Source organism: Globicatella sp. HMSC072A10 (assembly GCF_001811625.1).
GTDB lineage: Bacteria > Bacillota > Bacilli > Lactobacillales > Aerococcaceae > Globicatella > Globicatella sanguinis.
The window spans coordinates 5,024-29,700 of record NZ_KV805653.1 but is presented as its reverse complement, the minus strand read 5'-3'; the positions used below and the strand labels follow the sequence as shown (position 1 = coordinate 29,700).

The 24,677-nt window shown below is 35.0% G+C and carries 24 protein-coding genes and 1 pseudogene; 23 read left to right on the top strand and 2 right to left on the bottom strand.

Annotated features, from left to right (window positions below):
• The first annotated feature begins 155 nt into the window (after positions 1-155).
• The 9 genes from HMPREF2811_RS02855 (at position 156) to HMPREF2811_RS11715 (ending at position 9,537) form a co-directional block, all read left to right on the top strand.
• Positions 156-1,217: an aminopeptidase P family protein gene (locus tag HMPREF2811_RS02855; RefSeq protein WP_071408018.1), complete on the top strand. Its 1,062-nt coding sequence runs from the start codon at positions 156-158 to the stop codon at positions 1,215-1,217.
• 60 nt (positions 1,218-1,277) lie between these two features.
• Complete coding sequence (locus HMPREF2811_RS02850; RefSeq protein ID WP_071408017.1) at positions 1,278-1,709, top strand: Asp23/Gls24 family envelope stress response protein; 432 nt, start codon at positions 1,278-1,280, stop codon at positions 1,707-1,709.
• Positions 1,699-2,148, top strand: a complete 450-nt coding sequence (nusB, locus tag HMPREF2811_RS02845; RefSeq protein ID WP_246829799.1) for a transcription antitermination factor NusB — start codon at positions 1,699-1,701, stop codon at positions 2,146-2,148. Before HMPREF2811_RS02850 ends, nusB begins: the two co-directional genes overlap by 11 nt.
• Before the next feature lie 361 nt (positions 2,149-2,509).
• Positions 2,510-3,790, top strand: coding sequence for a serine hydrolase (locus tag HMPREF2811_RS02840; RefSeq protein ID WP_071408015.1), 1,281 nt, complete (start codon positions 2,510-2,512; stop codon positions 3,788-3,790).
• Between the two features lie 235 nt (positions 3,791-4,025).
• Complete coding sequence (locus HMPREF2811_RS02835; protein ID WP_071408014.1) at positions 4,026-5,492, top strand: DUF1538 domain-containing protein; 1,467 nt, start codon at positions 4,026-4,028, stop codon at positions 5,490-5,492.
• Positions 5,493-5,511: 19 nt separating this feature from the next.
• Complete coding sequence (locus HMPREF2811_RS02830; RefSeq protein ID WP_071408013.1) at positions 5,512-6,504, top strand: hypothetical protein; 993 nt, start codon at positions 5,512-5,514, stop codon at positions 6,502-6,504.
• A 601-nt stretch (positions 6,505-7,105) separates the two neighbouring features.
• The gene (locus HMPREF2811_RS02825; protein ID WP_071408012.1) at positions 7,106-8,314 is read left to right on the top strand and encodes an LPXTG cell wall anchor domain-containing protein; all 1,209 of its coding nucleotides are present in this window, start codon (positions 7,106-7,108) and stop codon (positions 8,312-8,314) included.
• Positions 8,315-8,926: 612 nt separating this feature from the next.
• The gene (locus tag HMPREF2811_RS11720; protein WP_071408011.1) at positions 8,927-9,187 is read left to right on the top strand and encodes an asparaginase domain-containing protein; all 261 of its coding nucleotides are present in this window, start codon (positions 8,927-8,929) and stop codon (positions 9,185-9,187) included.
• Positions 9,184-9,537: an L-asparaginase family protein gene (locus HMPREF2811_RS11715; protein ID WP_246829798.1), complete on the top strand. Its 354-nt coding sequence runs from the start codon at positions 9,184-9,186 to the stop codon at positions 9,535-9,537. The genes HMPREF2811_RS11720 and HMPREF2811_RS11715 overlap by 4 nt, the downstream gene beginning before the upstream one ends.
• A gap of 149 nt (positions 9,538-9,686) precedes the next feature.
• On the opposite strand, the gene HMPREF2811_RS02810 is transcribed toward HMPREF2811_RS11715, so the two are convergent.
• Positions 9,687-10,493: a helix-turn-helix domain-containing protein gene (locus HMPREF2811_RS02810; protein ID WP_071408009.1), complete on the bottom strand. Its 807-nt coding sequence runs from the start codon at positions 10,491-10,493 to the stop codon at positions 9,687-9,689.
• 170 nt (positions 10,494-10,663) lie between these two features.
• On the opposite strand from HMPREF2811_RS02810, the gene HMPREF2811_RS02805 reads away from it, so the two are divergent.
• Entirely contained in the window at positions 10,664-11,842 is a 1,179-nt protein-coding gene (locus tag HMPREF2811_RS02805) for an iron-containing alcohol dehydrogenase (protein ID WP_071408008.1), read from the top strand.
• 261 nt (positions 11,843-12,103) lie between these two features.
• Here HMPREF2811_RS02805 and HMPREF2811_RS02800 read toward each other — a convergent pair whose 3' ends face one another.
• Positions 12,104-12,805 carry a glucosamine-6-phosphate deaminase gene (locus HMPREF2811_RS02800; RefSeq protein WP_071408007.1) on the bottom strand — a complete coding sequence of 234 codons (702 nt, stop codon included), beginning with the start codon at positions 12,803-12,805 and terminating at the stop codon, positions 12,104-12,106.
• Between the two features lie 268 nt (positions 12,806-13,073).
• Here HMPREF2811_RS02800 and HMPREF2811_RS02795 point away from each other — a divergent pair, with 268 nt between their 5' ends.
• The 13 genes and pseudogenes from HMPREF2811_RS02795 to HMPREF2811_RS02740 form a co-directional block, all read left to right on the top strand.
• Entirely contained in the window at positions 13,074-13,772 is a 699-nt protein-coding gene (locus HMPREF2811_RS02795) for a hypothetical protein (RefSeq protein ID WP_071408006.1), read from the top strand.
• A 9-nt stretch (positions 13,773-13,781) separates the two neighbouring features.
• Positions 13,782-14,150, top strand: coding sequence for an arsenate reductase family protein (locus HMPREF2811_RS02790; protein ID WP_071408005.1), 369 nt, complete (start codon positions 13,782-13,784; stop codon positions 14,148-14,150).
• Positions 14,143-15,303, top strand: coding sequence for a hypothetical protein (locus HMPREF2811_RS02785; protein ID WP_071408004.1), 1,161 nt, complete (start codon positions 14,143-14,145; stop codon positions 15,301-15,303). Before HMPREF2811_RS02790 ends, HMPREF2811_RS02785 begins: the two co-directional genes overlap by 8 nt.
• Positions 15,304-15,415: 112 nt before the next feature.
• A complete protein-coding gene (locus HMPREF2811_RS02780) occupies positions 15,416-15,790 on the top strand; it encodes an ArsR/SmtB family transcription factor (RefSeq protein WP_071408003.1) in 375 nt (124 codons plus the stop codon).
• Positions 15,791-15,861: 71 nt separating this feature from the next.
• Positions 15,862-16,023 (top strand): hypothetical protein, encoded by a 162-nt coding sequence (locus HMPREF2811_RS11340; RefSeq protein ID WP_168164932.1) that lies wholly within the window; start codon positions 15,862-15,864, stop codon positions 16,021-16,023.
• 790 nt (positions 16,024-16,813) lie between these two features.
• Positions 16,814-17,107, top strand: coding sequence for a DUF5960 family protein (locus HMPREF2811_RS02775; RefSeq protein WP_071408002.1), 294 nt, complete (start codon positions 16,814-16,816; stop codon positions 17,105-17,107).
• A gap of 117 nt (positions 17,108-17,224) precedes the next feature.
• The gene (locus tag HMPREF2811_RS02770) at positions 17,225-17,491 is read left to right on the top strand and encodes a co-chaperone GroES (protein WP_071408001.1); all 267 of its coding nucleotides are present in this window, start codon (positions 17,225-17,227) and stop codon (positions 17,489-17,491) included.
• Between the two features lie 13 nt (positions 17,492-17,504).
• Positions 17,505-19,121 (top strand): chaperonin GroEL, encoded by a 1,617-nt coding sequence (groL, locus tag HMPREF2811_RS02765; protein ID WP_071408000.1) that lies wholly within the window; start codon positions 17,505-17,507, stop codon positions 19,119-19,121.
• 243 nt (positions 19,122-19,364) lie between these two features.
• On the top strand, positions 19,365-20,414 hold the full coding sequence (gene sppA, locus HMPREF2811_RS02760; RefSeq protein WP_071407999.1) for a signal peptide peptidase SppA: 1,050 nt from the start codon (positions 19,365-19,367) through the stop codon (positions 20,412-20,414).
• Positions 20,414-21,418: an RDD family protein gene (locus tag HMPREF2811_RS02755; protein WP_071407998.1), complete on the top strand. Its 1,005-nt coding sequence runs from the start codon at positions 20,414-20,416 to the stop codon at positions 21,416-21,418. Before sppA ends, HMPREF2811_RS02755 begins: the two co-directional genes overlap by 1 nt.
• Positions 21,419-21,432: 14 nt before the next feature.
• Positions 21,433-21,843: a peptide deformylase gene (locus tag HMPREF2811_RS02750; RefSeq protein ID WP_071407997.1), complete on the top strand. Its 411-nt coding sequence runs from the start codon at positions 21,433-21,435 to the stop codon at positions 21,841-21,843.
• A 138-nt stretch (positions 21,844-21,981) separates the two neighbouring features.
• Complete coding sequence (locus HMPREF2811_RS02745) at positions 21,982-22,965, top strand: LacI family DNA-binding transcriptional regulator (protein ID WP_071407996.1); 984 nt, start codon at positions 21,982-21,984, stop codon at positions 22,963-22,965.
• Between the two features lie 255 nt (positions 22,966-23,220).
• Positions 23,221-24,612: pseudogene (locus HMPREF2811_RS02740) on the top strand (sucrose-specific PTS transporter subunit IIBC); the annotation flags it as partial.
• Positions 24,613-24,677 lie beyond the last annotated feature (65 nt).

The window sequence follows — 24,677 nt, the reverse complement described above, 5'->3', positions numbered from 1 at the left end:
CCCCAATCCCCTGGAGAAGTTGTTATTCTTTTATTTGTTCATTCACACTTTTTTATATCAATACGCAAATTCATGGAATTCCGATATAATCTAATTAGCGACAAAAAGTTAATTCTTTGATACAATATAATTAAATTATTTAGAGGGGTGTTCAGATGTCTAGAGTTGAACAATTAAGACAAGAATTAACGAAATACAATGCCGAAAGTATGCTGGTAACGAATTTAAAAAACGTTCGTTATTTAGCTAATTTCACCGGTTCAGCAGGAGTAGTATTCGTTACTCCTACCAACCAATACTTTATTACGGACTTTCGTTATACTACTCAAGCAAACGAACAAGCAAAAGGTTTCGAAATTATTATCCATAAAAACGGTGCGTTTAATACCGTGGCTGAAATTATCGAGCAAGAGAATATTCAAACAGTTGCTATTGAAGCCAATGAAATGAATGTCGCAACTTATTTGAAATTAAAAAATTTATTTGACGCTAAGATAATTGAAACAGAATTATTATTAGAAACGATTCGTTCAGTAAAATCAGAAGATGAGATTAAAATCATTAAAGAAGCTTGCGAAATAACCGACCAAGCATTCGAACATATTTTAACCTTTATCAAACCAGGTGTGACAGAAATTGAAGTAGCTAATGAATTGGAGCGTTTCTTGAAATCTAAAGGCGCTTCTGCGATGTCATTTGATACGATTGTTGCCAGTGGATTACGTTCAGCCATGCCACATGGAGTCGCGAGTGATAAAGTTATAAAAGAGGGTGATGTGGTAACATTAGACTTTGGTTGTTACTATCACGGCTACAGTTCCGATATGACTAGAACGATTGCGGTTGGACATATTAATCCGAAAATGGAGGAGATTTATCATATCGTCTTAGAAGCTCATGAACGTGTAAATAGAGCAGCTAAAGCGGGGATGACAGGTAAAGAATTAGATGCAGTAGCACGCGATTATATTACTGAAAAAGGATATGGACCAGCATTTGGCCATAGTACAGGACATGGACTAGGTCTTGATGTGCATGAACAACCAGGTATTAACTTCCGTAATGAACAACCATTATTGGTAAATCAAGTGATCACCAATGAACCAGGAATTTATGTAGAAGGTTTGGGTGGTGTTCGGATTGAAGATGACTTGGTTATCACAGAAGATGGAGCCTATGGTTTGAATCGTAGTCCTAAGAACTTGATAATTTTATAGCATTTCGATGTTATATCAGTTAAAATGGGGATAGCAGAAAGTAAAAGAGGAGGAAAGCATATGACAACTCATGAAAATGCTTCATTGAATACTCACGGAACCCCTCAATTGGGTGAAATTAATATTACAACATCGGTATTGGAAACAATTGCCGCTCAAGCAACTAAAAAAGTAGCCGGTGTTTATGTTAGTAAACAATCTTTCCAAAATGTATCAGGGAGTTTCTTTAGTTTAGAACGTGAAAAAACAGGCGCGAAGATTAAGCGTCAAGACAATCATATTGCCGTCGATATTGATATCCGTGTAAAATATGGCTATTCAGTACCTGATGTAGCGATGAATGTTCAAGAAAGTGTTAAAGAACAAATTTTATTTATGACGGATTTAGTAATTGACGAAGTGAATGTTCATGTAATATCAGTAGAAGCTGGACCAACAGGATCTGAGTTATTTCATTTAGATGAAGAAAATGGTGACACAGTTGACGAATAAGTTAAATAAAAGACGCCAAGTCCGTGAAAAAGCGGTCCAAATTTTATTTCAATTAGTAGATGCGCCTGATTATTTAACTGAAGAAGTTGCAACTGAATTTGCATTGGAAGCTGGTAATGATCCAGAAGCGGGTTTTGACGAAGTCGAAGACCAATACTTATTTGAGTTAATCAAAGGGGTCCAAGAAAATCGTGATGAGATTGATCAAATGATTGAAAAATACTTATCTGATTGGACAATTGATCGTTTAAATCGGATTGACTTAGTGGTGTTAAGAGTCGCACTATATGAATTAATGTATGTGAGTCGTGAAACGGTACCAGCTAAAGTAGCAGTCAATGAGGCAATTGACTTAAGTAAATTATTCAGTGATGAAAAATCGCGTCGCTTTGTCAGTGGTGTGTTATCTGAATATTTGAAACAAATAGAGACAGAATAGAGTTTGGCTTAGTTTAAGTTGTCAACACTTGTGTTGACTAGCTCTATTGAAGAGTCAAAAGATAATATGTATTGAACATAAAAGGAAAGATAGCCACTTTAATGGTTTTATCTTTCTTTTTTTGATTTTATTAGATAAAGTGAAGAATTAGCCATTAAAATAAGATTGCGAATTACTTTAGCTATCAAAGTGTTAGGTAACACGTTAGGCATAATATTTTTAACAGTCTATCATGCTTATTTAATCCGTTCCATCAACGGATAAAAAAATGAGCGAAAGAAAATAGCGTGAAGATAATGGATTCTAATTGAATACCATTTCATAATTCACTTATAATAGTATTATAAGGAGGATTGAAAAAATGAAACAGAATAAAAAAACGAACCAAAATCGAAAGAAGTTGCATTTGCAAATGTCCTTTAGTCCTCTATTATGGACAGGTTTAGTCCTTGCAACACTACTAGTGGCGATGCAAGTAGTGAATTCAAGTGGGAAAAATCCTATAAAGCAATTATTTTCAGAGAATCAAACTTCTATTAGTGAATCAGTGGTTAATAAATCGAGTAATACAGAAGAAACTAATCATGACCCATTAAAGTCTGACAATTTGTCATCCTTGAGTGAAAGTGAACCAAAGAAAACAGAAAATTCTCAGTCTCAAGTTGAAAGTCACCAGTCTGAAGCATTAACAGAATCAGAAGAGGAGGTTACGCATTCTATCGAAGAAGCTGCTCAATCGGAAGAATCAATGGTCACAACGACATCAGCGCAAACAACTATTAGAGACTCGCATGAAGAAAAATCTAAAATTGTCGAAAACAAAAATAAACAACAATGGTTACCGAATATTAAAGTAGAAGGTATTTTTAATCCATTAATTTATTCATTAGATGGAGAATATAGTCTTTATTACCAAGCGCTTGATGACAAGACGAGTTCACAACCTTTAATTTTAAACAATCAACCCATGCGATCAGCTAGTATCATTAAACTCTTTGTGCTAGCGGCGCTATTTGAGCAAGTAGAAAAAGGGGAATTGGATTTAACAGAACAATATTCTTTAAAAGCAGAAGATAAAGTTTCGGGAACGGGTGATATTCAAAATATGGAAGATGGCTCGGAATTAACTTTGTTAACCTTAGCTGAGAAAATGATGACGATTAGTGACAATTCCGCAACTAATATTTTGATTAATTTAATGGGTGGTATAGAGAAGGTTCAAAAAATCATTATTGAACTGGGATACTCTGATGTACAATTAAAGAGATTGATGGTCGACCTTGAAGCATTAAATGCTGGTAATGACAATTATGTAACAGCAGAAGATGTTGGCCGAATTTTAGCAGATATCTACCAAGGAAAATTAGTTTCAAAGTCAGCGTCACAAGAAATGTTGGCAATTTTAAAGCAACAGACTGATCGCCGGATGCTCGCACAAAATCTGCCAAGTGATGTTGCTTATTATGGAAAAACAGGAAATTTCGAAGATTATGGTGTGCAAAATGATGCGGCCATAATTGAGACGCCAAAAGGAGCCTTCATCTTAGTTTTCTTATCACAAGAGGGCCAAAAAGAACAACAATTAAAAGCGATGAATCAACTAGGAAAAATCGTTAGCGAGCAATTCACTAAAATTGACTAATATCGAATGAAATATATTGTGAACGGCTTTTGTGTGGCAGCTATCACAACAGACATCGATGAAGAGGTAGTACATTTTACTTATTAACGCTGTTATAATGATGTAAGAGTATAGAATCTAACCCAATCTATTATAGGTAATGTTATTTGCCTATGCATCATTGCGTTTGTTTGAATATAATAAAATTGATGGTATAATATTATTATGGAATTTTATATTTAAAGGAGGAATGTGAATGCTTCAGAAGTTAAAAGAGGTTATGATGGCAGTAATCCCCATCGCAATTTTAGTTGTTATTATTCATTTGTTTTTAACCCCATTAACGCAAAAACAATTTACACTATTTGCTATTGGTGTCGTATTAGTGCTGTTTGGATTAGCCGTGTTTTTACTTGGTGTTGATATTAGTATTTCCAGAATGGGACATATTTTAGGACATGGTTTGACTAGAACAGGAAATATCAAATTATTGGTTGCAGGTGGGATTTTGATTGGATTTATTGTCTCCATTGCTGAACCTTCTCTAACGATACTAGGGGATCAAATTGCGACAATTTCCAATCAAAGTTTAAGTCAGATGCTAGTGGTAGTAATCGTTTCATTAGGTGTAGCGTTTTTGCTGGCCTTAGGAATGCTTAGAATTGTTTATGCTTGGAATATTTCAAAAATAGTGACGATTTTTTATGGACTCATTTTTGTTCTAGGTATTTTTGTGGATGAAGCAATGGTGACCTTTGCTTTCGATTCTTCAGGTGCGACTACTGGTGCTTTAACGGTTCCTTTCGTACTGGCATTAAGTGCAGGTATTTCTTCATTATCAAATGAAGAAATTGAACAAGATGATATGAGTTTTGGTTTAGTTGGGATTGCTTCTATTGGACCGATTTTAGCAATGTTGATTTTAGGTTTGCTCTCGAGACAATCTTTAGCTGGCCAGTTTATTGAACAAGAACCTTTAGATCAATCCATTGGCCTAATTGTATGGGAATCCTTAAAATCAAGTGTTGGTCAAATTGTAGTCGGAGTTATTCCCTTATTAATTATTTTTCTTATTTACCACTATTTAATTGAAAAGCAAACCCCACAAACCTTTAAAGATATTATGTTTGGGTTAGGTTATTTAATGTTTGGTCTGGTGCTGTTTTTAACAGGTGTTTCAGCTGGATTTATGCCTATTAGTCAATATTTAGGGGGAGCTTTGTATGAATCGCAAGCACAATGGGTTCTAGTATTAATCGGATTTATACTCGGTGTAATGGCGATATTAGCAGAACCAGCGATTTATGTTTTAATTAACCAAATAGAAGATGAAACCGGGGGATCTATTTCGAAGAATTTAGTATTAGTGCTTATTTCTTCAGGAGTAGGAGTTGCTATTGCCTTAACTGTTTTAAGAATATTAAATCCTGCTATGAGATTATGGCATATTTTATTACCAGGATTTATACTAACTATATTGCTATCACATAAAGTACCAAAATTATTTGTGGGAATGGGGTTTGATTCTGGTGGAGTAGCCAGTGGCCCAATGACCGGTACTTTCATCTTTGCATATGTTCAAGGAATCGCAATTGCTAGTCCAGTATCCGATCCAATTATTGATGGTTTCGGTATGATTGCGGTAGTGGCAATGGTACCTATTTTATTTATTGAGATATTAGGTTGGGTTTATCTTAAGATTGAACAAAACCAACAGGAATAATTTGAGGAGTAATGTATATATGACTAAAAAGATTAAAGAAGATCCTGTTTTATTAGCAATAGCGGTTCTGAATCACAATGAAGGTGTCCGTTTTGTTAATGAAGCGATTAAACTAGGGTTAAATGGAGGGGTTATTAGTCCTGCAACGGGCTTAATTGGCTCACCATTATTAAATTTATTATCTATTCGTCATGACCGTCGTGACTTTGTAATGATTTTTGAAAGAGAAAGTGTGTTAATTCCTGCCTTAAAGTCTTTGGTAGATACTTTTAAAATGCACTTACCGAATCATGGGATAGTGTTTGTTTTAAAAACTGGATTCCAATTAAGTCGTGATTTCTTGTTGGAAAATAATAATTGGAATGAAACTGAAGCCGATTATCAATTAATGGTATTAAGTTTTAAACACGGTCGTGCGACAGAAATAGTGCAAAAAATTAATCAAGTTTCAACTGCAGGAGCCACCATTTTTACTGGAAAAGGTGAGAGTGTTCTTGAACGCCAACAAATGATGGGCTTAGTATTTGCGCCGCAAAAAGATGTTATTTTAAGTGTGGTTGAAAGTGAACAAGTACCAGATGTTTTCATGGTGATGGAAAATTCATATGGGTGTACTCAAACAAAAGGGATGTCTGTGTTGAGTATTGATATCCATAATTTTTCACGTAATCGCTCATTAACACCAATGAAGACTGATTCTGAGAGAGAAATTCTGATATCGATTGTCAGTGAAGAATTAGAAGAAGAGTATATTAAGATTATGAAAAAGCATCGTATGAATGGTGGAACTAGCTTGAAAGGCCATGGGTCGGTTTCACCAGAAATGATGGAGAAGATTTTTAATATTACAGTGAATCCACAAAAGAAAATACTCTTTACAATCGATACGACGAAAAAGATTGAAGCAGCTTATCATGATATTTTATTGTCACCTAAAATGAATGAAGCGCATAAAGGCGTTTATTTAACAATTCCAGTACATGGGGTTTATGGTTTGTATCAGGAGGATTAAGCGATTAACACGGAAGTTTTCTCTGTTGAGTCCCCTCAACTTGAAGAAATAATAGTGAGAATCACTCCAAAATAATACATAAAATGACAAAGCTACAGCTGATAATTTGGCTGTAATTTTTGTTTTCAAGCAGTAATTCTTTAACATAAACACATCGGTATACCATTCTTGGAAAGACATGTTAATCCATTTAGTAGTGTTTGAAAAGCAGCAATATAACTATATGCTAGGTTTGAAATAGAGTTCAATCATTGCTGAAAAACTCACAAAATGCTGGCTTTTTGCACCTAATAATAGCCCCGTATACATCTACAAACTAAGGTGACATTGAATCCACTCCGCTAAGACGGAACATAAGGTATCAAGATGAGACTCAAAATTATGATTGCCCTCTCTTAAGTAGATGGACTTTTTAATGTCTATATTTGATATGGAACCATTCTTATCGGCTATTATCAGTCTTTTTTTACTGGTCAGTTACATTAGTTGAGGAAGATAGTATTAGGAAAAAAGTATGAAGAATTATTGCGATTATTTCTTTATTGTTTAAAATATGTCAAACATGTTATAATAAATGTAGTAACTTTAGGAGGATAAAATTATGAAAAAATTAGTCATTGGATTAATTTGCCTTTTCCAAGTAATGTGTCTTCCGAACATATCAGTAAAAGCAAATGAAACAACCACGGTACACTATGAAACTAGTACCGAAACAACTAATAGCGAATCGACGGTTATAACTGAAGAGTCGACCACCGTCAGTACGACGGTTGAGGCACCGGAAGAGCTAGTAGGAGCACAAGTCGCTGATTACCTAGTAGCGGACCAGTTTTATCAAATCATTATTAAAAATACTGCCGACGAAGTAGTTTACCAAAAAGATGATGCGATTTTTCTTCAAAGTGATTTAGAAAAATTACAAGCAATATTGAAATCTTCAAGTCATCTCTACATAGATCTTGGTGATGGGCAATATGCTTTACCCGTTGCGACACTTAGATTAGTGAATCAAACCTTGACTTTTATTTATGATGATGTCATAGGTTATTCAGCTGTCTTTCACGAAGGGGTTGTTACCAATTCGGGAATGATTATTAGTGACGCAAGTGACCCTGTAATAGAGACCGTTACAATTGAACAACCCGATATTAGTGGCTGGGTTGTTAATCAACCCAGTGATATGACGGCTGAAATCCTAACGATTTTGCTGAACAATCAAGAATATTGGGCAACCATGCCTTATAAAGTAGGGGTTAATGGAGATGTATTAGATGAGAGTAATACAATTTATTTAGGTGCTTTTACATTAACGGAGTCACCTTATAATTTACATTTAAATATCGTTCCCAAAACAGAAGCACCAAAAGAGAAAGAAAACAATCGACGGTTAACAAATAAGCTTAAAACTGCTTTGGATAGAGAAAAGACTGTTCAAGAAAATACCACCACCGATAATGCGCCAATGACAACAACTACTACCGTACAGGACGAGAATATGCAAAGCGATACTGTCACTGAGATGAGTCATGAGGCAACAAAACCTAGCATTGATGAACAACCAACTTTTCCTGAGATGGAAACATCCAATGAAACTACTGAGATGACTCAATCGCAAATCAGTACTGAAAATACAGTGACGACTAGACAAACAACTGTTGAGGATTTACAAGCTGTTGTTCCTAATCAAGATAATAATCGTCGTAAATTACCTTTGACGGGTGAAAACTCACGACCCATTATGATGATAGTGGTACCGCTACTGGTTCTGGGATTGTTATTAGTATTCATTAATAAAAAAGAAAAAATATAATACAATGTCATCTACTTGCTATTCAAGAATAATTTGAGTAGGGTAGATGATTTTTTATAAGAGGAGAACATGAAGAAAATTTTAATCATTAACACCGGTGGAACGATTGAAATGAGCGAAGATCAAACAACCGTTTAAGTATTGCCTACGAGTGAAAATTCCTTAACCAATCAAGGTCAATATTTTAAACAATTAGCACATTAACGATCGTTGATTATTTTCATTTGCCTTCACCCCATATAACAGTGGATCATTTATTAGAATTGAGTCATTATAATCAGAAGATTCAAAATCAATGGGAGTTGGCCAGAAGTAGAAAATTGAATAATTTTCGCTTCGTCGGCCTACCCCCGCACAGTTGAGTAGGTCTTAAACAAGTCTTTCCCCGCACAGTTGAGTTGGTCTCAAACAAGTCCTTAAGACGCAGATTGAGACCACTCAACCACTGCGCTTTTATTTTAATAACAATAACTTGATTGAGTTTACCAAATTTATCTTTAACCTCATCAAGACGCAGATTGAGACCACTCAACCACTGCGCTTTGAATTAAAGGAACAGTATTTAAAAGTTTTTGCCCAGCCTCATCCATTCCTTTAACGATGACGGGAGCGATGCGCTCTAGTAATGAAATTGGTTCGGACGGTTTATCAAATTTACGCAGTGCAATCTTCGTTGCCATGGATAAGGAAACAATTCAACATAGTGTTGTGGTCGTCATGAATGAAGAGATTCATGTAGCTACTTATGTGACAAAGACTCATACGACGAATTTAGCTACCTTTCAAGCGCCCACTTTTGGTCCGATTGGGATTGTTTCAAAAACAATGTCGTCTATTTTCAAAAATACAAACGAGAACAGTATTATCAAGTGACAACTATCGAGAAAAGAGTGGGACTCATTAAAGCATACTTAGGTATGGAGGCTGAAAGTCTGGAGATATTTGATCATTATGATGGATTGATCATCGAAGGTTTTGGTGCGGGTAAATTGCCACCACAATTAATGTTGAAATTTCAAGATTTATTAGCTAAAGGAGGTAAAATTGTCAAGGTATCTCGAGCTTATAATGTCATCACCGAAGATGTATATGATTATCAAGGTGGTGGCAAGCAATTAAAGCAGGTGGGGATTGTCTTTGCACAAGGATTAAGCGGCGTTAAAGCAAGAATCAAATTATTAGTTATTTTAAATAGCCGACGAGAAGCATCATTGGCGAAGTGATTTTCAAAACTGGCCAATCAGAATTAATTGTTAGAAAACAATAGTATAGTCAAGTTAAAAACTCTTTGAATGAATCGATTAAACAACTGAGCTTATTAAGCGAAAACAGTTATTAAGTTTAATGAGATATCATTCAAAGAGTTTTTTAATTATGGATGACGATGTTTTTTTCTAAATTGTGATGGCGTAATATGATTAATCATTCTAAATGCTTTAGTAAAATGTGACGGTGAATTAAAGCCAACTTTTGCTGAAATATCCGCTATTTGCTCGTCAGTATGAATTAAAAGTTTTTCTGCTTCTTCGATACGCACATGAATCAAATAATCAATTGGCGAAAGTCCGGTATTTTGTTTAAAGATACGGATTAAGTAGAATTTATTAATATCTGACACCTCTGCCAATTGTTCTAGCGTCACTTTTTCCGAATAATGATCACGGATATAATTTTGGACTTCTTGTACATCTTTTGATTTTGCTAATTTACCATTATCCTTAATTGAAATATCCGAATGGCGCAACACATAAATCATGATACATTCTACTAGACGTTTAATAATTTGATCTGTGCCTCGACTTTTTGATTCATTTTCAAGTAATAATAAATCGAAATAATGACGTAAAGTACGTCCACGATTATGCACTAAAAAGTGACCATCCACAGAGTCAAGATTGACAGAAGAGGTAAAGACAAAACCGGTTAATAAAATTGTGATGATTTCTGAATTTTTATCTGCTTCAAATGATATTTTTTGTTGCGGATTTAAAATTAAGATATCATTTTCTTGACAACGATAATCTATGTCATCAATTCCAAAATGAGTTTGGCCTTTTTTGACATAAATCAACATCAAATTATCTTCTGTCTGTAATACTTTACTATCCTTAGTTTGTAACGAATAATGTTCAATTCGACTGATTTTAATTGAAGAAGAATTTATATTGGAAATATACATACATTCAGCCCCCATTTCTATTCTTATATTTCTATTATACAAAATAAAATAGAAAAATAAACATAAGTTGACCTAATAATATATAGAAAAATACAAAAATAAAACAGATTTCTTTTTGTATCAAGATGAACTTTGTTATAATAAAAGCATCAAAAATAAGGGGTGTAATTATGCAAAATTTTGTCTATGATATACCAACTAAGGTTTATTTTGGAAAAAATCAAATTGAACGGTTACCTGAGTTAATTCATCGTTTTGGCAAGCGTGTGTTATTAACATACGGTGGTGGTAGTATTAAACGCAACGGTCTATATGATCGTGTAAAAGAATTACTAGCCGATTGTGAGATTTATGAATTAGGTGGGATTGATCCCAATCCGCGAATCGAATCAGTGCGTGAAGGCGCAAAATTATGTAAAGAGCATCATATTGATGTGATTTTAGCAGTAGGTGGTGGATCAACGATTGACTGTTCCAAAGTCATTGCTGGGGCCTCAAAATATGATGGCGACGGGTGGGACTTAGTTACGGATTCAAGCAAAATTAAAGACGCTTTACCCTTAATCGATATTTTAACTTTATCTGCTACTGGAACAGAGATGAATACAGGTGGGGTTATTACCAACTTTGAAACGAAAGAGAAAAAAGGTACGGGGGCTTATGTTTTATATCCGTATGCCTCAATCTGTGATCCGACGTATACTTTCACAGTCCCCAAGCATCAGACAGCTGCCGGTACAGCAGATATTATGAGTCATACGTTTGAAATTTACTTCAATCGAGAAGAAGGTGTTTTTGTTCAAGATCGCTTATCTGAAGGGATATTAAAAGCATGTATCCATTATCTCCCCATTGCATTAGAGCAACCGGATAATTATGAAGCCCGTGCTAATTTAATGTGGTCTTCAACGATGGCGCTTAATGGTATTACTTCAATGGGACGACCAGGAGCATGGACATGTCATCCTATTGAACATATGTTATCGGCATATTATGATATTACACATGCTGTCGGATTAGCCATTTTAACACCACGCTGGATGTCGTATATTTTAAATGAAGAGACAGTAGATCGTTTTGCAATGTATGCTCATAATGTTTGGGAAATTCCTTATCAAGCTGATAAGTTTGCGATGACCAAAGAAGCAATTGAAAAAACATATCAATTTTTTGTAGACGCTGGCTTACCGATGACTTTACCAGAAGTTGAAATTGATGAAGAGTACTTTGAAGAAATGGCTGAACGGGTTGAACCGCGTTTGACTAATAGCTATGTACCATTAACAAAAGATGAGGTTGTAACCATCTTAAAAGATTGTATGACTTCGGGAGTTACCTACCAACATTAAATTGAATGAGAAAAGACTGACTAAAATCTGTTCATTATGGACAGATTTTTTTCAGTCTTTTCAAAAATAAACAGTTTGGAAATAAATAAGTGAAAAGAACAGGGACATCTATCGGCATCAAATATTTAACTGTTCAGCCCATTTTTGATTTGTATTGAAAACATGGTTAATTTTATGAAGAAGGGGTCATGTCGAATAAAGGGCTTCGAAATCAAACTAAAGCCCCATACCGAAGTATGAGGCTTTGATTTATAATAAAGATTAGATGAGTGATGCAGCATCTTCATCTACGATGATCGTTACATCGGGATGGTTAATTAAAACTGTTGCAGGGCAATCCGTTGTTACTTCACCGGCCATTAATTGTTTAATGGCATTGGCTTTGTTTTTACCGAAAGCCATTAAGATGATTTTTTTAGCTTTCATAATGGAAGCAATTCCCATACTATAAGCTTGACGGGGAACATCTGCTTCAGATTCAAAATAACGTTTGTTTGCTTGAATAGTTGAGTCGGTTAAATCAACTAATGCTGTTTTTGCATCAAAGGAAGTACCAGGTTCATTGAAACCAATATGACCATTTTCACCAATACCTAAAATTTGTACATCAATCGGATTTTCATCAATAATAGCTTCATAACGAGCAGCTTCTGCCTCTGCGTCAGTATTTAAACCATCTGGTACATAAGTCTCTTTAAATGGTTTGTGATTAAATAAGTGTTGTTGCATAAAATAACGATAGCTTTGAGGGTGATCGCCGCTTAAACCGTAATATTCGTCTAAATTTATAGAAATTGAATCGGTGAAATCTAAATCTGATGCTACGATTAATTCATACAACTTTTCAGGTGTACTACCTGTTGCTAAACCAAAAGTGTTAGCACCATTTTCTTTAGCTTCTTTGATAATTTCAAAAGCTTTTTGTGAACCTTCTGCCATTGTCTTAAAAGTTAATAATTCCATAATTCTCCTCCTTGTGAAATGTTTTTCAACAATATTATTATATCATTGACACTATAGGTATTCAAATATTAAAATGACTTTTTAAGAACAATCAAGCAATGGAAAGTGGTTAAAGAACTGAATGTCAGACTGTGTTTTATAACAAACCAATTCCAAAACGAAAATTTAATTAATGTTTTACTACAAAATGGTAACAATTAGATTTTTCAATTCATATTATGATAATATAATAATGAAGAGGATTAACTAATGAAAGGTGGCGACAATATTGTTAAAGACCAAGCAGCATTGCGTGAAGACAACATTTTCGATAGGATTAATAACATTATTTGCAAGCGTTCATTTAACTTCAAATAAAATGGTCGCTGCACAAGAAAACAGTTATTCTACTAATCAAAACACTCAAAGTTATACGGAAACTAGTATCATAGAAACCACAACCACTAAAGTTTATGAAGAAATTATTGAAGAGAGTGGTGAAGTGACACCAGGGGCCCCAGGTTCATTTGACGATGACACAACAACTCCAGAAACAACAGAGCAATTAGAGTCAGAACCAGCAACTGAAATAACGGAATCGTCAGTTGAAGCAACTGATAGTACTGCTCAATCAACGACACCGGAGTCATCTACAACGACAAGTGTTAATCAAGGGTCTTCATCGGATCAAACAGAGACGACGCTTTTTATTACACGTACTATCACGGGGAATAAAACAACTGTCAATAATACTCGTAATCAAGGAAAAGTATCCAATAATCATCGACCACTATTCAAAGAAAGCCAAGCGCATTCGCTTACTAAATTATTAATAAAGAAATATCTTCAAACTAATATGGAGAAATATCCCTATATTAGATTTTGGAGCCATGCTTTATTAATCATGATAACTGGCAAACCGGAATTGTTAAATCCAGTTGTAGTGCCTTTGGCTGTTACAATTGCTGAAATTTTGACTAATTATTAAGGGGAAACAATGTATTATTTAATAGGACTTAAAACGTGCAGTACTTGCCGTCAAATCGAAAAATTGTTAAGACAAGCGGATATTACCTATCAATATCAAGATGTCAGAACGGATCGACCAACTGCGGATCAAATTCGTGGTTGGTTGTCTTCTATTAATGAGGAAAATATCGATAAATTAGTCAATACACACGGGCAAGTTTATCGAGAACGCCAATTAAAGAATGATTGGAAAACTTTTACAGTCGAAGAAAAAATCCAAACACTGGCATCTGATGGAATGTTAATTAAACGCCCGATTTTAATTACAGATAACAATCGTCTGTTTGTAGGAAATGAAGTCAAAAAATATTTGGAGGAAGGGGCAAATCATGCATAAAAAATTAACAAAACTTAGTTTGTTTTTATTGATGACATCTTTATCTTTGCCCATGGTGCAAGCAGAAGAAAGTAACCAAACAGAAACAACACTCCAACCAAAAACAACCGTAACACCTACTGAAACATCTACTACACTAGCAGCTGATGAGTCAGATACTACCGGAAATATTACTTCTATCGTGGAAAAAAATGGTGAGAGTCAATATGACTTTAAAGATCCACAAGCGCTACTTGAGGCACTTAAAAATTCTCCTGAGAATAAGTCTTCTATGTTTAATTTAATGGAAAGTGAAAACGGTGTGGACTTTACGCTTGATAGTTTATCGGTTTTAAAGGATAATCATCTTTACTATATTTTAAGCCAAAAAGGTAATGATGGCGGCACCAATGTTGTTATTCAAACTGACGAACAAGAAAATGTTAAAACTTCTTTTTATTTAGCAGAAGATTTAGCAAAATTGGCCGCGGAACGCTTAAATAATGACTATGAACACTATAAAGACAGTTCAGTCGAAGCCTATTATGTCTACGCACAAGAACATATCGAGGATATTTTAGGCACTTATATTGAGCATTCAGAAGCTAATGAAGCTAATCATGCACTTTTACAACGTTTGAATTCAGTTGATCATTGGATGTTAGACTTAATCGCTCAATATGTTGAAAAGAACACGAATCGTGCAGAAGTTCATCAAACAGATCAAGAAGGAACGGTTTATGTTTTTAATATCGATCAAAAAGAGTCACAACAACTAGCTCAATTGACGCAAACATTAGCAGAAGGTACTGATGAAACCAATCGATTAACAGAAGAATTGAAAAAAGGTTATCTTGGCACAATTAGTTTCTCAATGAAACTAGGTGAAATATCAATGAGTCTGGCAACAGATGATGCACATCATATTATTGAATATCATATTGGTTTAGAAAAAGCAACGATTAAACAACCTGATGCTGAAAAGATAATCTCAAGTCAGGAATTTATCAAGAAAACAGGTATTGACATTTTTGCTGATGGGTTAGTTTCAGTTGCAATCGCGGAAACAACAAGTTCCAACGATGAAGAAAATACGCAATCTGAGTCAACCGTAGAAACAGACTCTGCTGAAGAAACCACAACATTAGCAGAAACCACCATCGATGAGGAATAGTTAAAACAATTAAAATAAAGAGGAATTGATAACTCTATTAGAGCCTTTATAATGTATCAAATAGCAATTTCATCTATTTGATGATATAATTTTGGAAAAGAGGAGGCATAATATGAAAGAGTACATCTGTATGGATGATGTAGAAATTGAACGTGAGAAAAAGAAATTATCGAACTTTATTGACGAAGCAACCCTAGAACATAAAGCAACTATTTTTAAAATATTAGGGGATTTAAACCGAGTTAAGATTGTCGAAATTTTATCTCACTACCCTCAATTATGTGTAAATGAAATAGCTCAATTTATTGATGCTTCTGTAGCGACCACATCACATCATTTAATTACCTTAAAAAATAATGGCATCATTAAATCTGTAAAAGAAGGAAAACATGTTATCTATATGTTAGATACTGATTATGTAACCAGTCTATTTGAAACAGTCGATTTATTACAAGTGCAATGTCCTAAAATGAAAGCAGCTAAATAATATATATTTAATTGTAGGCGATTTTACGGTATAATAGAATCATAAAAAATATTTATGATGGAGGGTGTAAAATGAAAGAGTCAGATAAAGAAAAAGTAGTAAATTGGGATAATCTATCTGAAAACCTAGACGAATTAAATATTGATGGTGTTTTAGATGGTGAAGATAGTAACCAACATATTGTAGCGACAGAAGAAGAATTTCAAGAGCTTTTAAAAGGATTATTCGAATAATTGTTTTGCCGAAGCAGAGTAGCAGCGCTTAACGCAATACTCTTTGCTTCGGTTTTTATGTTTAATTATCAAGACGGCTGTTAAAGCAGTGAAATCATTAGTTCATCTGAGTAACGTAGTCTTTAGTTGAGAAAAAAGATTGTAAAAGTTATATATAGAACAAGTAAATTGATTGAATCTTGAATTAAGAGCAGTATAATGAATGTAAAGATATCAATTGAAATATTAATAATTAAAACGACTAAGAAGACCTATGAATGAGAGGTGTAGTAGAATATTCATATTTATCTTAAAACCTGTTATGGCTTTATAGAATGTGTAGAATGCCCTTTAAGTGATACTAATCTTAGTCGTTTTCTTATTGTCTCAAGTCAAATAACAAAGGATTTAGCACTGTTTGGCGAATCATCCATTATACCATTGATGTCCATTTAATAACTAAGTCCTAAGTAAGACTATAAACTACTTAATAACATGGAAGGAGGATAGCACCTTGAAACCGTCTGAAAACTGAAAGGAGGTTATCCAACTATCTCTGTCTTGGCCGTACAGTAGAACGGCTTTTTTGTTTGAAATAAGACGCTTAAATGAGTAATCATTATGAAATGATTAGTTGAAGAAAAAAAGCTGATTAAAATTATCCCATTTCAGTTTTAGAAAAAATATTAAATCATCCAGAATTTAAGTTAAAATATATTGATAGTTCATTTGATGGAGTATTAGCAACTAGAGTTACTTGAAAACTCTATGAGGGTATGATAGTTTATAAGCTAACAGAGGTGATTGAGTGATGGATAATCAGTTGCTAAATCCTGATCATAATTTTTATCCAGAAGATGATTCTTTTTTACGCTTTGAAAAAGCATATTATCAAATTGCTAAGGCGGTCTATCCAGCGTGGAGTCTAGAGGCGAAAATAATTCAACAACTTAAAAATAGTTCTCAAAAGGTAGTTTTGATCGCACCGCCCGAGACGATTGATAACCAGACTTATAATTTTTATTTTAAGCAAATTTACGATAATGCGGGTAATGCTTGGTTTCAATTTGTGACCGTCCAACAACAGTTACCAAAGTCAAATTAATTTGAATAATCTAGTCAAACTACTTGCTTTTTGACCAAAAATGACCTATTATTATAACTGTATTAGCACTTAAGGTGATAGAGTGCTAAAAATATCAAATAGTGGAGGAATACAATCATGTTAAAACCCTTAGGAAAACGTGTAATAATCAAACTAGAATCAAATGAAAAAGTTTCAACAGGTGGGTTAGTATTAGCAAGTGCTGCAAAAGAAAAACCAACTCAAGGTGAAGTAATTGCTTTAGGTCAATTAGTAACCGAAGAAGATATCGTGAAAACAGGCGATGTTGTTTTATTCAATGAGTTTTCTGGAACAACGATCACTCATGAAGGTACTGACTATTTAGTCATTGATTTAGAAGAAGTATTAGCAATTTTAGGATAGGAGATAGTAGATAATGGCAAAAGAATTAAAATTTTCAGAAGATGCTCGCGCTTCATTATTACGTGGAGTAGATATTTTAGCAAATACCGTTAAAACCACTTTAGGACCAAAGGGCCGTAATGTGGTGTTAGATAAAACATATGGTTCTCCATTAATTACCAATGATGGTGTGACGATTGCTCGTGAAATTGAATTAGAAGATCGTTTCGAAAACATGGGAGCACAATTAGTATTAGAAGTTGCTTCAAAAACCAATGACGTAGCTGGTGACGGAACGACTACCGCAACAGTTTTAACCCAAGCAATTGCACGTGAAGGAATGAAAAATGTTACTGCTGGTGCCAATCCAGTAGGGATTCGTCGTGGAATTGATATGGCAACGAAAGTAGCCGTAGAAGCGTTAAAAGGTTTATCACAACCTGTATCATCTAAAGATGCGATTGCTCAAGTTGCAGCTGTTTCTTCAGGAGATGAAGAAATTGGTGCATTAATTGCTGATGCAATGGAAAGAGTCGGCAATGACGGTGTTATTACGATTGAAGAATCTAAATCCATTGACACTGAATTATCAGTAGTAGAAGGGATGCAATTTGATCGTGGTTACTTATCACAATACATGGTATCTGACAACGAGAAGATGATTGCGAACTTAGAAAACCCGGCAGTATTTATTACAGACCGTAAAATTACCAATATTCAAGATGTTTTACCATTATTAGAGGAAATTATGCAATCTGGTAGACCTTTGTTAATCATCGCCGAAGATGTTGATGGTGAAGCATTACCTACTTTAGTATTAAATAAATTACGTGGTACCTTAAATGTGGTAGCAGTTAAAGCCCCAGGATTTGGTGATCGCCGTAAAGCAATGTTAGAAGATATTGCTGTATTAACTGGAGCAACTGTTATTTCAGAAGAATTAGGTTACGAATTAAAAGATGCGACAACAGCGCACTTAGGACATGCAGGTAAAGTAACGGTAACGAAAGATTCAACAACAATTGTTGAAGGTGCAGTAGATAAAGCGGCTATTGAAAATCGTATCCAAATTATCCGTGCTCAAGCAGAAGAAACAACATCAAGCTTCGACCGTGAAAAACTACAAGAACGATTAGCAAAATTATCTGGTGGCGTCGCGGTGATTAAAGTAGGAGCAGCGACTGAAACAGAGCAAAAAGAACGTAAATTACGTATTGAAGATGCCTTAAATGCGACACGTGCTGCGGTTGAAGAAGGAATTGTTTCTGGTGGTGGTACAGCTTTATTGAATGTTCAAGAACAAGTATTAGCCATTGAAGCAACTGGCGATGAAGCAACAGGTGTCAACATTGTGGCGCGTGCTTTAGAAGAACCAGTTCGTCAAATTGCTGCCAATGCAGGAAAAGAAGGTTCAGTCGTTGTGAATGAAATTAATCGTGCAGAAAAAGGCATTGGTTATAACGCAGCTACCGATAAATTTGAAAATATGATTGAAGCAGGAATTGTTGACCCAACAAAAGTGACTCGTTCTGCTTTACAAAATGCAACTTCAGTAGCAGCATTATTATTAACTACTGAAGCGGTTGTCGCAGAGATACCAAAAGATGAGCCAGAAATGCCAATGGGCGGCGGTATGCCAGGAATGATGTAAGAAATGATTTATGCTAAAACAGCTATTAACTCAGTTACTTCCTAGCCTAGATAAACCTAAGTATTCAAAGTCGCTTGTGAAAAATGCTTATCACATAGTTGAATAACGATTATTTAGCGAGCAAAAAATTGAAGACAAATCCAAGCAGAGGATAGAACAAAATCGTTCGGTCCTTTGCTTTTTTTATTTGGATAAGAGCTATAAACTTGATATACTAAAAGTATTAAAAAGGAGATGATTAAGATGCCGCAAGTTCAACAAAAAGCCACGACTAAAAGATTGGTTGCGATAGGAGCTTCATTGATTATTTTAGGACTTGGTGCGTTTACAACGACTCAAAAACAGCAAAATGAGCAAAGTCCTAGTTCAGAATCATTAACTGACATGGTACTGAATCGCCAATATTTTAATGAAAAAGTCTTACAAGGTAATGATGTCACCAACCGTATCGCAGTTATCCGAGTCAATGGTGTGATTCAAGATAATGGATCAAGTTCTTTGATAAGTGGTAGTGAAGGTTATCAGCACCAACAAGTGATTGAACAATTTAAAGCAGCTGCCAAAGACTCAACTGTAAAAGGGATATTATTAGCAGTTGACAGTCCTGGTGGCGGCGTATATGAAAGTGCTGAGTTGCGTGCGCAAATTCAAAAAGTTCGCGAAGAAACTAACAAACCTATTTATACTTCATTTGGCTCAGTCTCAGCTAGTGGTGGTTATTATATTTCAGCAGAAACAGATCGGATTTATGCTGCAGAAGAGACAACTACCGGTTCAATCGGAGTTATTATGGGCAGTTATGATTTCTCACAATTAATGGAAAATATTGGTGTGAAGCAAAACGTTATTAAATCTGGTGAAATGAAAGATATTATGAGTTCTACTCGATTAATGACTAAAGAAGAAAAAGAAGTAATCCAAACTTACTTAAACAATGCCTTTGAACGTTTCTTAGAAATTGTTATGAATGGTCGAGGTATGAGCAAAGAGGAAGTTTTAAAAGTAGCAGATGGACGTGTGTTTGATGGACGTCAAGCTGTTGAAAATGGTCTGGTTGATGAAATCGGTTATGAAGCCGATGCAATTAAAGGGCTGGCAGAAAAAATAGCAGCTGAGAATCCAGTGGTATTTGAATATGTAGCAAAAGATACAAGTTTCTTTTCAAACTACTTACCATTTGGTTTAAACTTTAAAGGGAATCAAGATTTAACTTCACAGGCGGGGCAAGTGTGGTCATTCATTGAAGCACAACAATCACCAACTGCTCAATATATTTATCGAGGTGGTCACTAATGACAAAATTAGATAAATCAAATTTAGAGGACGAATGGGTTGATCAAGTCGAACAACTTTCAGAGAATACAGCTGACGATGCCGTTACGAATAACGAGAATCAAGCAACAAGCGATGAGGAGTTAGTTGACACTGTCAATGAATCGTTAACTCATGATGCAGAAGATGATGCCGTTCTTGCAATGGAAGATTACGAAGATGTAAATGTACTCCATGACACTGTTACACCTGAATTATCTTCAGTTAATGAAAATGTATCTGAACAGGAAACACCTGCAAACGAGACGATGTTAAAGCCTACAGACAATGCTTTAAACCCGGAGCCATCAACTAACGAGACGATGCCAATCTCTAAAGACGATGTTTCAAAGCACACTATTCCAACGAACCAAGACTTATTATTAAATCAGGAGAAAAGATCAGTTAATGAGTCAACATCAGAGGCCAATCTATTGACAGCTAATGAAGCGAAGCAACAGACAGCTGACACTTCAACCGAAGAGGAGTATGATTGGTCAACCGGTAAGGATTCAACCAGCAATTATCAAGCAATTGAGAAATCAGCATGGGAAGCTGATCGTAAATATAAAATTGATGAAGGCTCACCTTATGAGTTTCATTATATTGCTAGTGCCCATCGACGTGTTGTAGCCTTTTTAATTGATAGCTTAGTCATAACGGGACTTATTAATTTGTTCTTCAGCATGTGGAGCTTTACGTCGTTGATTAACTTTGGTATTTCAACTGCTATTTATTGTCTTTACTTTGCTGGTTTGACTTTAATCTTTAAAGGACAAACTTTAGGCAAGATGATAATGGGCTTAAGAACGGTTCGATTAGATGGTTATAATCTTAAACTTTCAGATATTTTCTTTAGAGAAATTGTATCTAGAATTATTCAAAGACCATATCCCTTTTTATATTTAATCAGTTTCTTTACTAGTGAGAAAAAACAAATTGGTGACTGGGTGGCCAACACTTGTGTCATCGTAGATTTTGAATAAATGAGGAGTAGCGAATGATTAAACCAATAGTAAAAGATACCTTTTTCTTATCACAAAAATCAGTAGAAGCAACTAAAGCGGATCTGCCTATCATCCGAGATTTACAAGATACTTTAAATGCTAATCGTGAACACTGTGTTGGCATGGCCGCTAATATGATTGGCCATTTGAAAAATATTATTATTTTCTCTTTAGGACCGGTTGACATGGTAATGGTAAATCCACAAATCATCGCAAAATCGGAACCATATGAGGTTGAAGAAAGTTGTTTGTCATTAGAAGGAGTGCGTCAAACGACTCGCTACCGCAAAATAACGGTGAGTTACCAAGATGCTCATTTTAAAAAGCATACTGGACAGTATCAAGATTTTTTAGCGCAAGTGATTCAACACGAAATCGATCATCTCGATGGTATTATTATTTAATCGTTAGCTGAATTGAGTATGTTAAAAACTATTGTTGAAATAAATAAACTATCGTTAAAAGAATTCGTTTTCATCATTTAATGCAAATTTTAGAAAATCATGATAAAATGAAAAGCGAGTGAAAACGGAGGTGGATGAATGGTTACGATTAATGATATTGCAAGAGAAGCGGGCGTTGCCAAGAGTACCGTTTCGAGATATCTTAATGGTGGCTCAGTAAGTCAGAAAACAGCTGAGAAAATAAATTTCGTAATCCAAAAAACAGGATATTTACCGAACACCTTTGCCCAAAGTTTAAAAGCAAAGCAAACGAAAATGGTGGGAGCTATCACACCACGTTTAGATAGTTATGCGTCAAATACAATGTTATCTGGAGTAGAAAATTATTTAAGAAAAAAAGGTTATAAATTATTAATTGTCAATTCAAACCTTGAACCCGAATCAGAATTAGAGGCAATAAGAAGTTTTCAAGCGAACCGGATGGATGGCATTATCTTTTTGATGACCCATTTTTCAGAAGATTTAGAAAAAACAATGAAAGCATCTAAAATACCAATTGTGGTAGTGGGGCAAGAAAATCCAATAGGAGATTCAATTTTCTTTAGCGAACAAACAGCAGGAGAGCAATTAGCGCACTACCTTTATCGATTGGGTCATCGTAAAATTCATTATTTAGCAGCTACTAAAAACGACCCTGCGATTGGGATATACCGTCGTAACGCTATACGAAATACATTTTTAGCCTTCGGGGATACGGAATTTGAAGAGTTAGAGGCGGGCTTTAGAATGGACGAAGCATATGAAGTGACTAAGCGAGAGTTAATTTTATCGCAACCAGAGTTAATTGTGGGAGCAACCGATATGATGGCGATTGGTGCGATGAAAGCCTGTTTAGAAGAAGGGTTAAGAGTCCCGAAAGATGTTAGTATTGCGGGCTTTGGGAATCATGCGACCGGAGCTTCTTTTTATCCAGGTTTAACAACAGTCGAATACCCTTATTTTAATGCGGGTGAGATTGCAGCAGACCATTTGTTACACCGAATTAATCATCAGCAACAAGAAGAAAGCATCGAATTACCAACAAAATTAATTTTAAGAGAGTCTGTTTTGGATAAAAGATGAAGAAAAAGACCGATGAAAACATGAAAACAATAACTTTTTAAAAAAATATTTTCAATTGCTTTCAGTTAGATGGCCTATTACCAGTGTTTTGGTGAAGAGGTCATCTCTTTTTTTTACTTAATATAGCTTAAAAATCTTAATTTAATCAATTTGTTCACGTTTCCATGTTGCAATTTATTTTTTTATTTCGTATAATGAACTCAGCAGTTCGGAACTGGTTCCAAAAAAGCAAGACAAATATATGGAGGTATCAAAATGGATTACAAAGATATAGCAAAATCCGTTGTGGAAAATTTAGGTGGAACAGAAAACATTATTAGCATGGCTCACTGTGCAACTCGTTTACGTGTAATGGTTAAAGACGAGCAAAAAATTAATAAAGAAAAAATGGAAAATGTCGATAAAGTAATGGGTGCTTTCTTTAACTCAGGACAATATCAAATTATTTTTGGAACGGGTACCGTTAATAAAGTATACGATGCAGTCGCTCAATTACCAGGGGTTAATACGGTGACAAAATCTGATCAAAAAGCATCAGCATCTGAACAACAACCACAAGGTAGTTTCTTTAAACGTGCCATTCGTACATTTGGTGATGTGTTTGTTCCAATTATTCCGGTTTTAGTAGCAACTGGGTTATTTATGGGGATTCGTGGATTATTAACACAAGCTGACATATTGGCATTATTCGGGATGACACCAGAAAGTTTAAATCCAAATTTCATTCAATGGACGCAAATTTTAACGGATACAGCTTTTGCTTTCTTACCAGCATTAGTCGCTTGGTCTTCATTCAAGGTATTTGGTGGTAACCCAGTATTAGGGATTGTCTTAGGATTAATGATGGTTCATCCTTCATTGCCAAATGCTTATGATGTAGCAGGCGGTAGTGCTGAACCAATGCAATTCTTTGGCTTCATTCCCGTTGTAGGTTATCAAGGTACGGTAATCCCTGCTTTTATCGTTGGGATGGTCGGTGCGAAATTAGAAAAATGGCTACATCAACATGTTTCTGAAACCTTTGATTTATTAGTCATACCATTCTTAACTTTATTAATTATGAATATTCTAGGTTTATTTGCGATTGGACCTGTATTCCATTCATTAGAAACAGTCGTTTTATCAGCAACGGAATGGGTATTAGCTTTACCATTTGGTTTAGCGGGATTAATTATTGGTGGTTTACAACAATTAATCGTAGTGACCGGTATTCACCACATTTTCAACTTCTTGGAAGTACAATTATTAGCAAAAGATGGTGTTAACCAATTTAATGCTTTCTTAACCGCAGCAACAGCTGCACAAGCAGGGGCAATCTTTGGTGTAGGATCAAAAACCACTAATGCTAAATTAAAAGCCTTATCCTTCTCAGCGGGTATCTCTTGTTTACTAGGAATTACTGAACCAGCAATCTTTGGTGTTAACTTACGTTATGGTAAACCATTTGTAATGGGATTAATTGGTGGTGCTGTGGGTGGTTTCTTAGGTAGTATTTTAAACCTTAAAGCAACTGGTATGTCAGTTACTGTCTTACCTGGTACTTTATTATACTTAAATCAATTATTACCGTATTTCTTAATGATGGCAGTGGCCTTTGGAGTTGCATATGGCTTAACTTATATGTTTGGTTTTAATGATGAAATGACCGCGAAATAAGAATTTAACTGAGGCTGGGGAGTAGACAAGAAGTAGAAAATCGAATGATTTTCGCT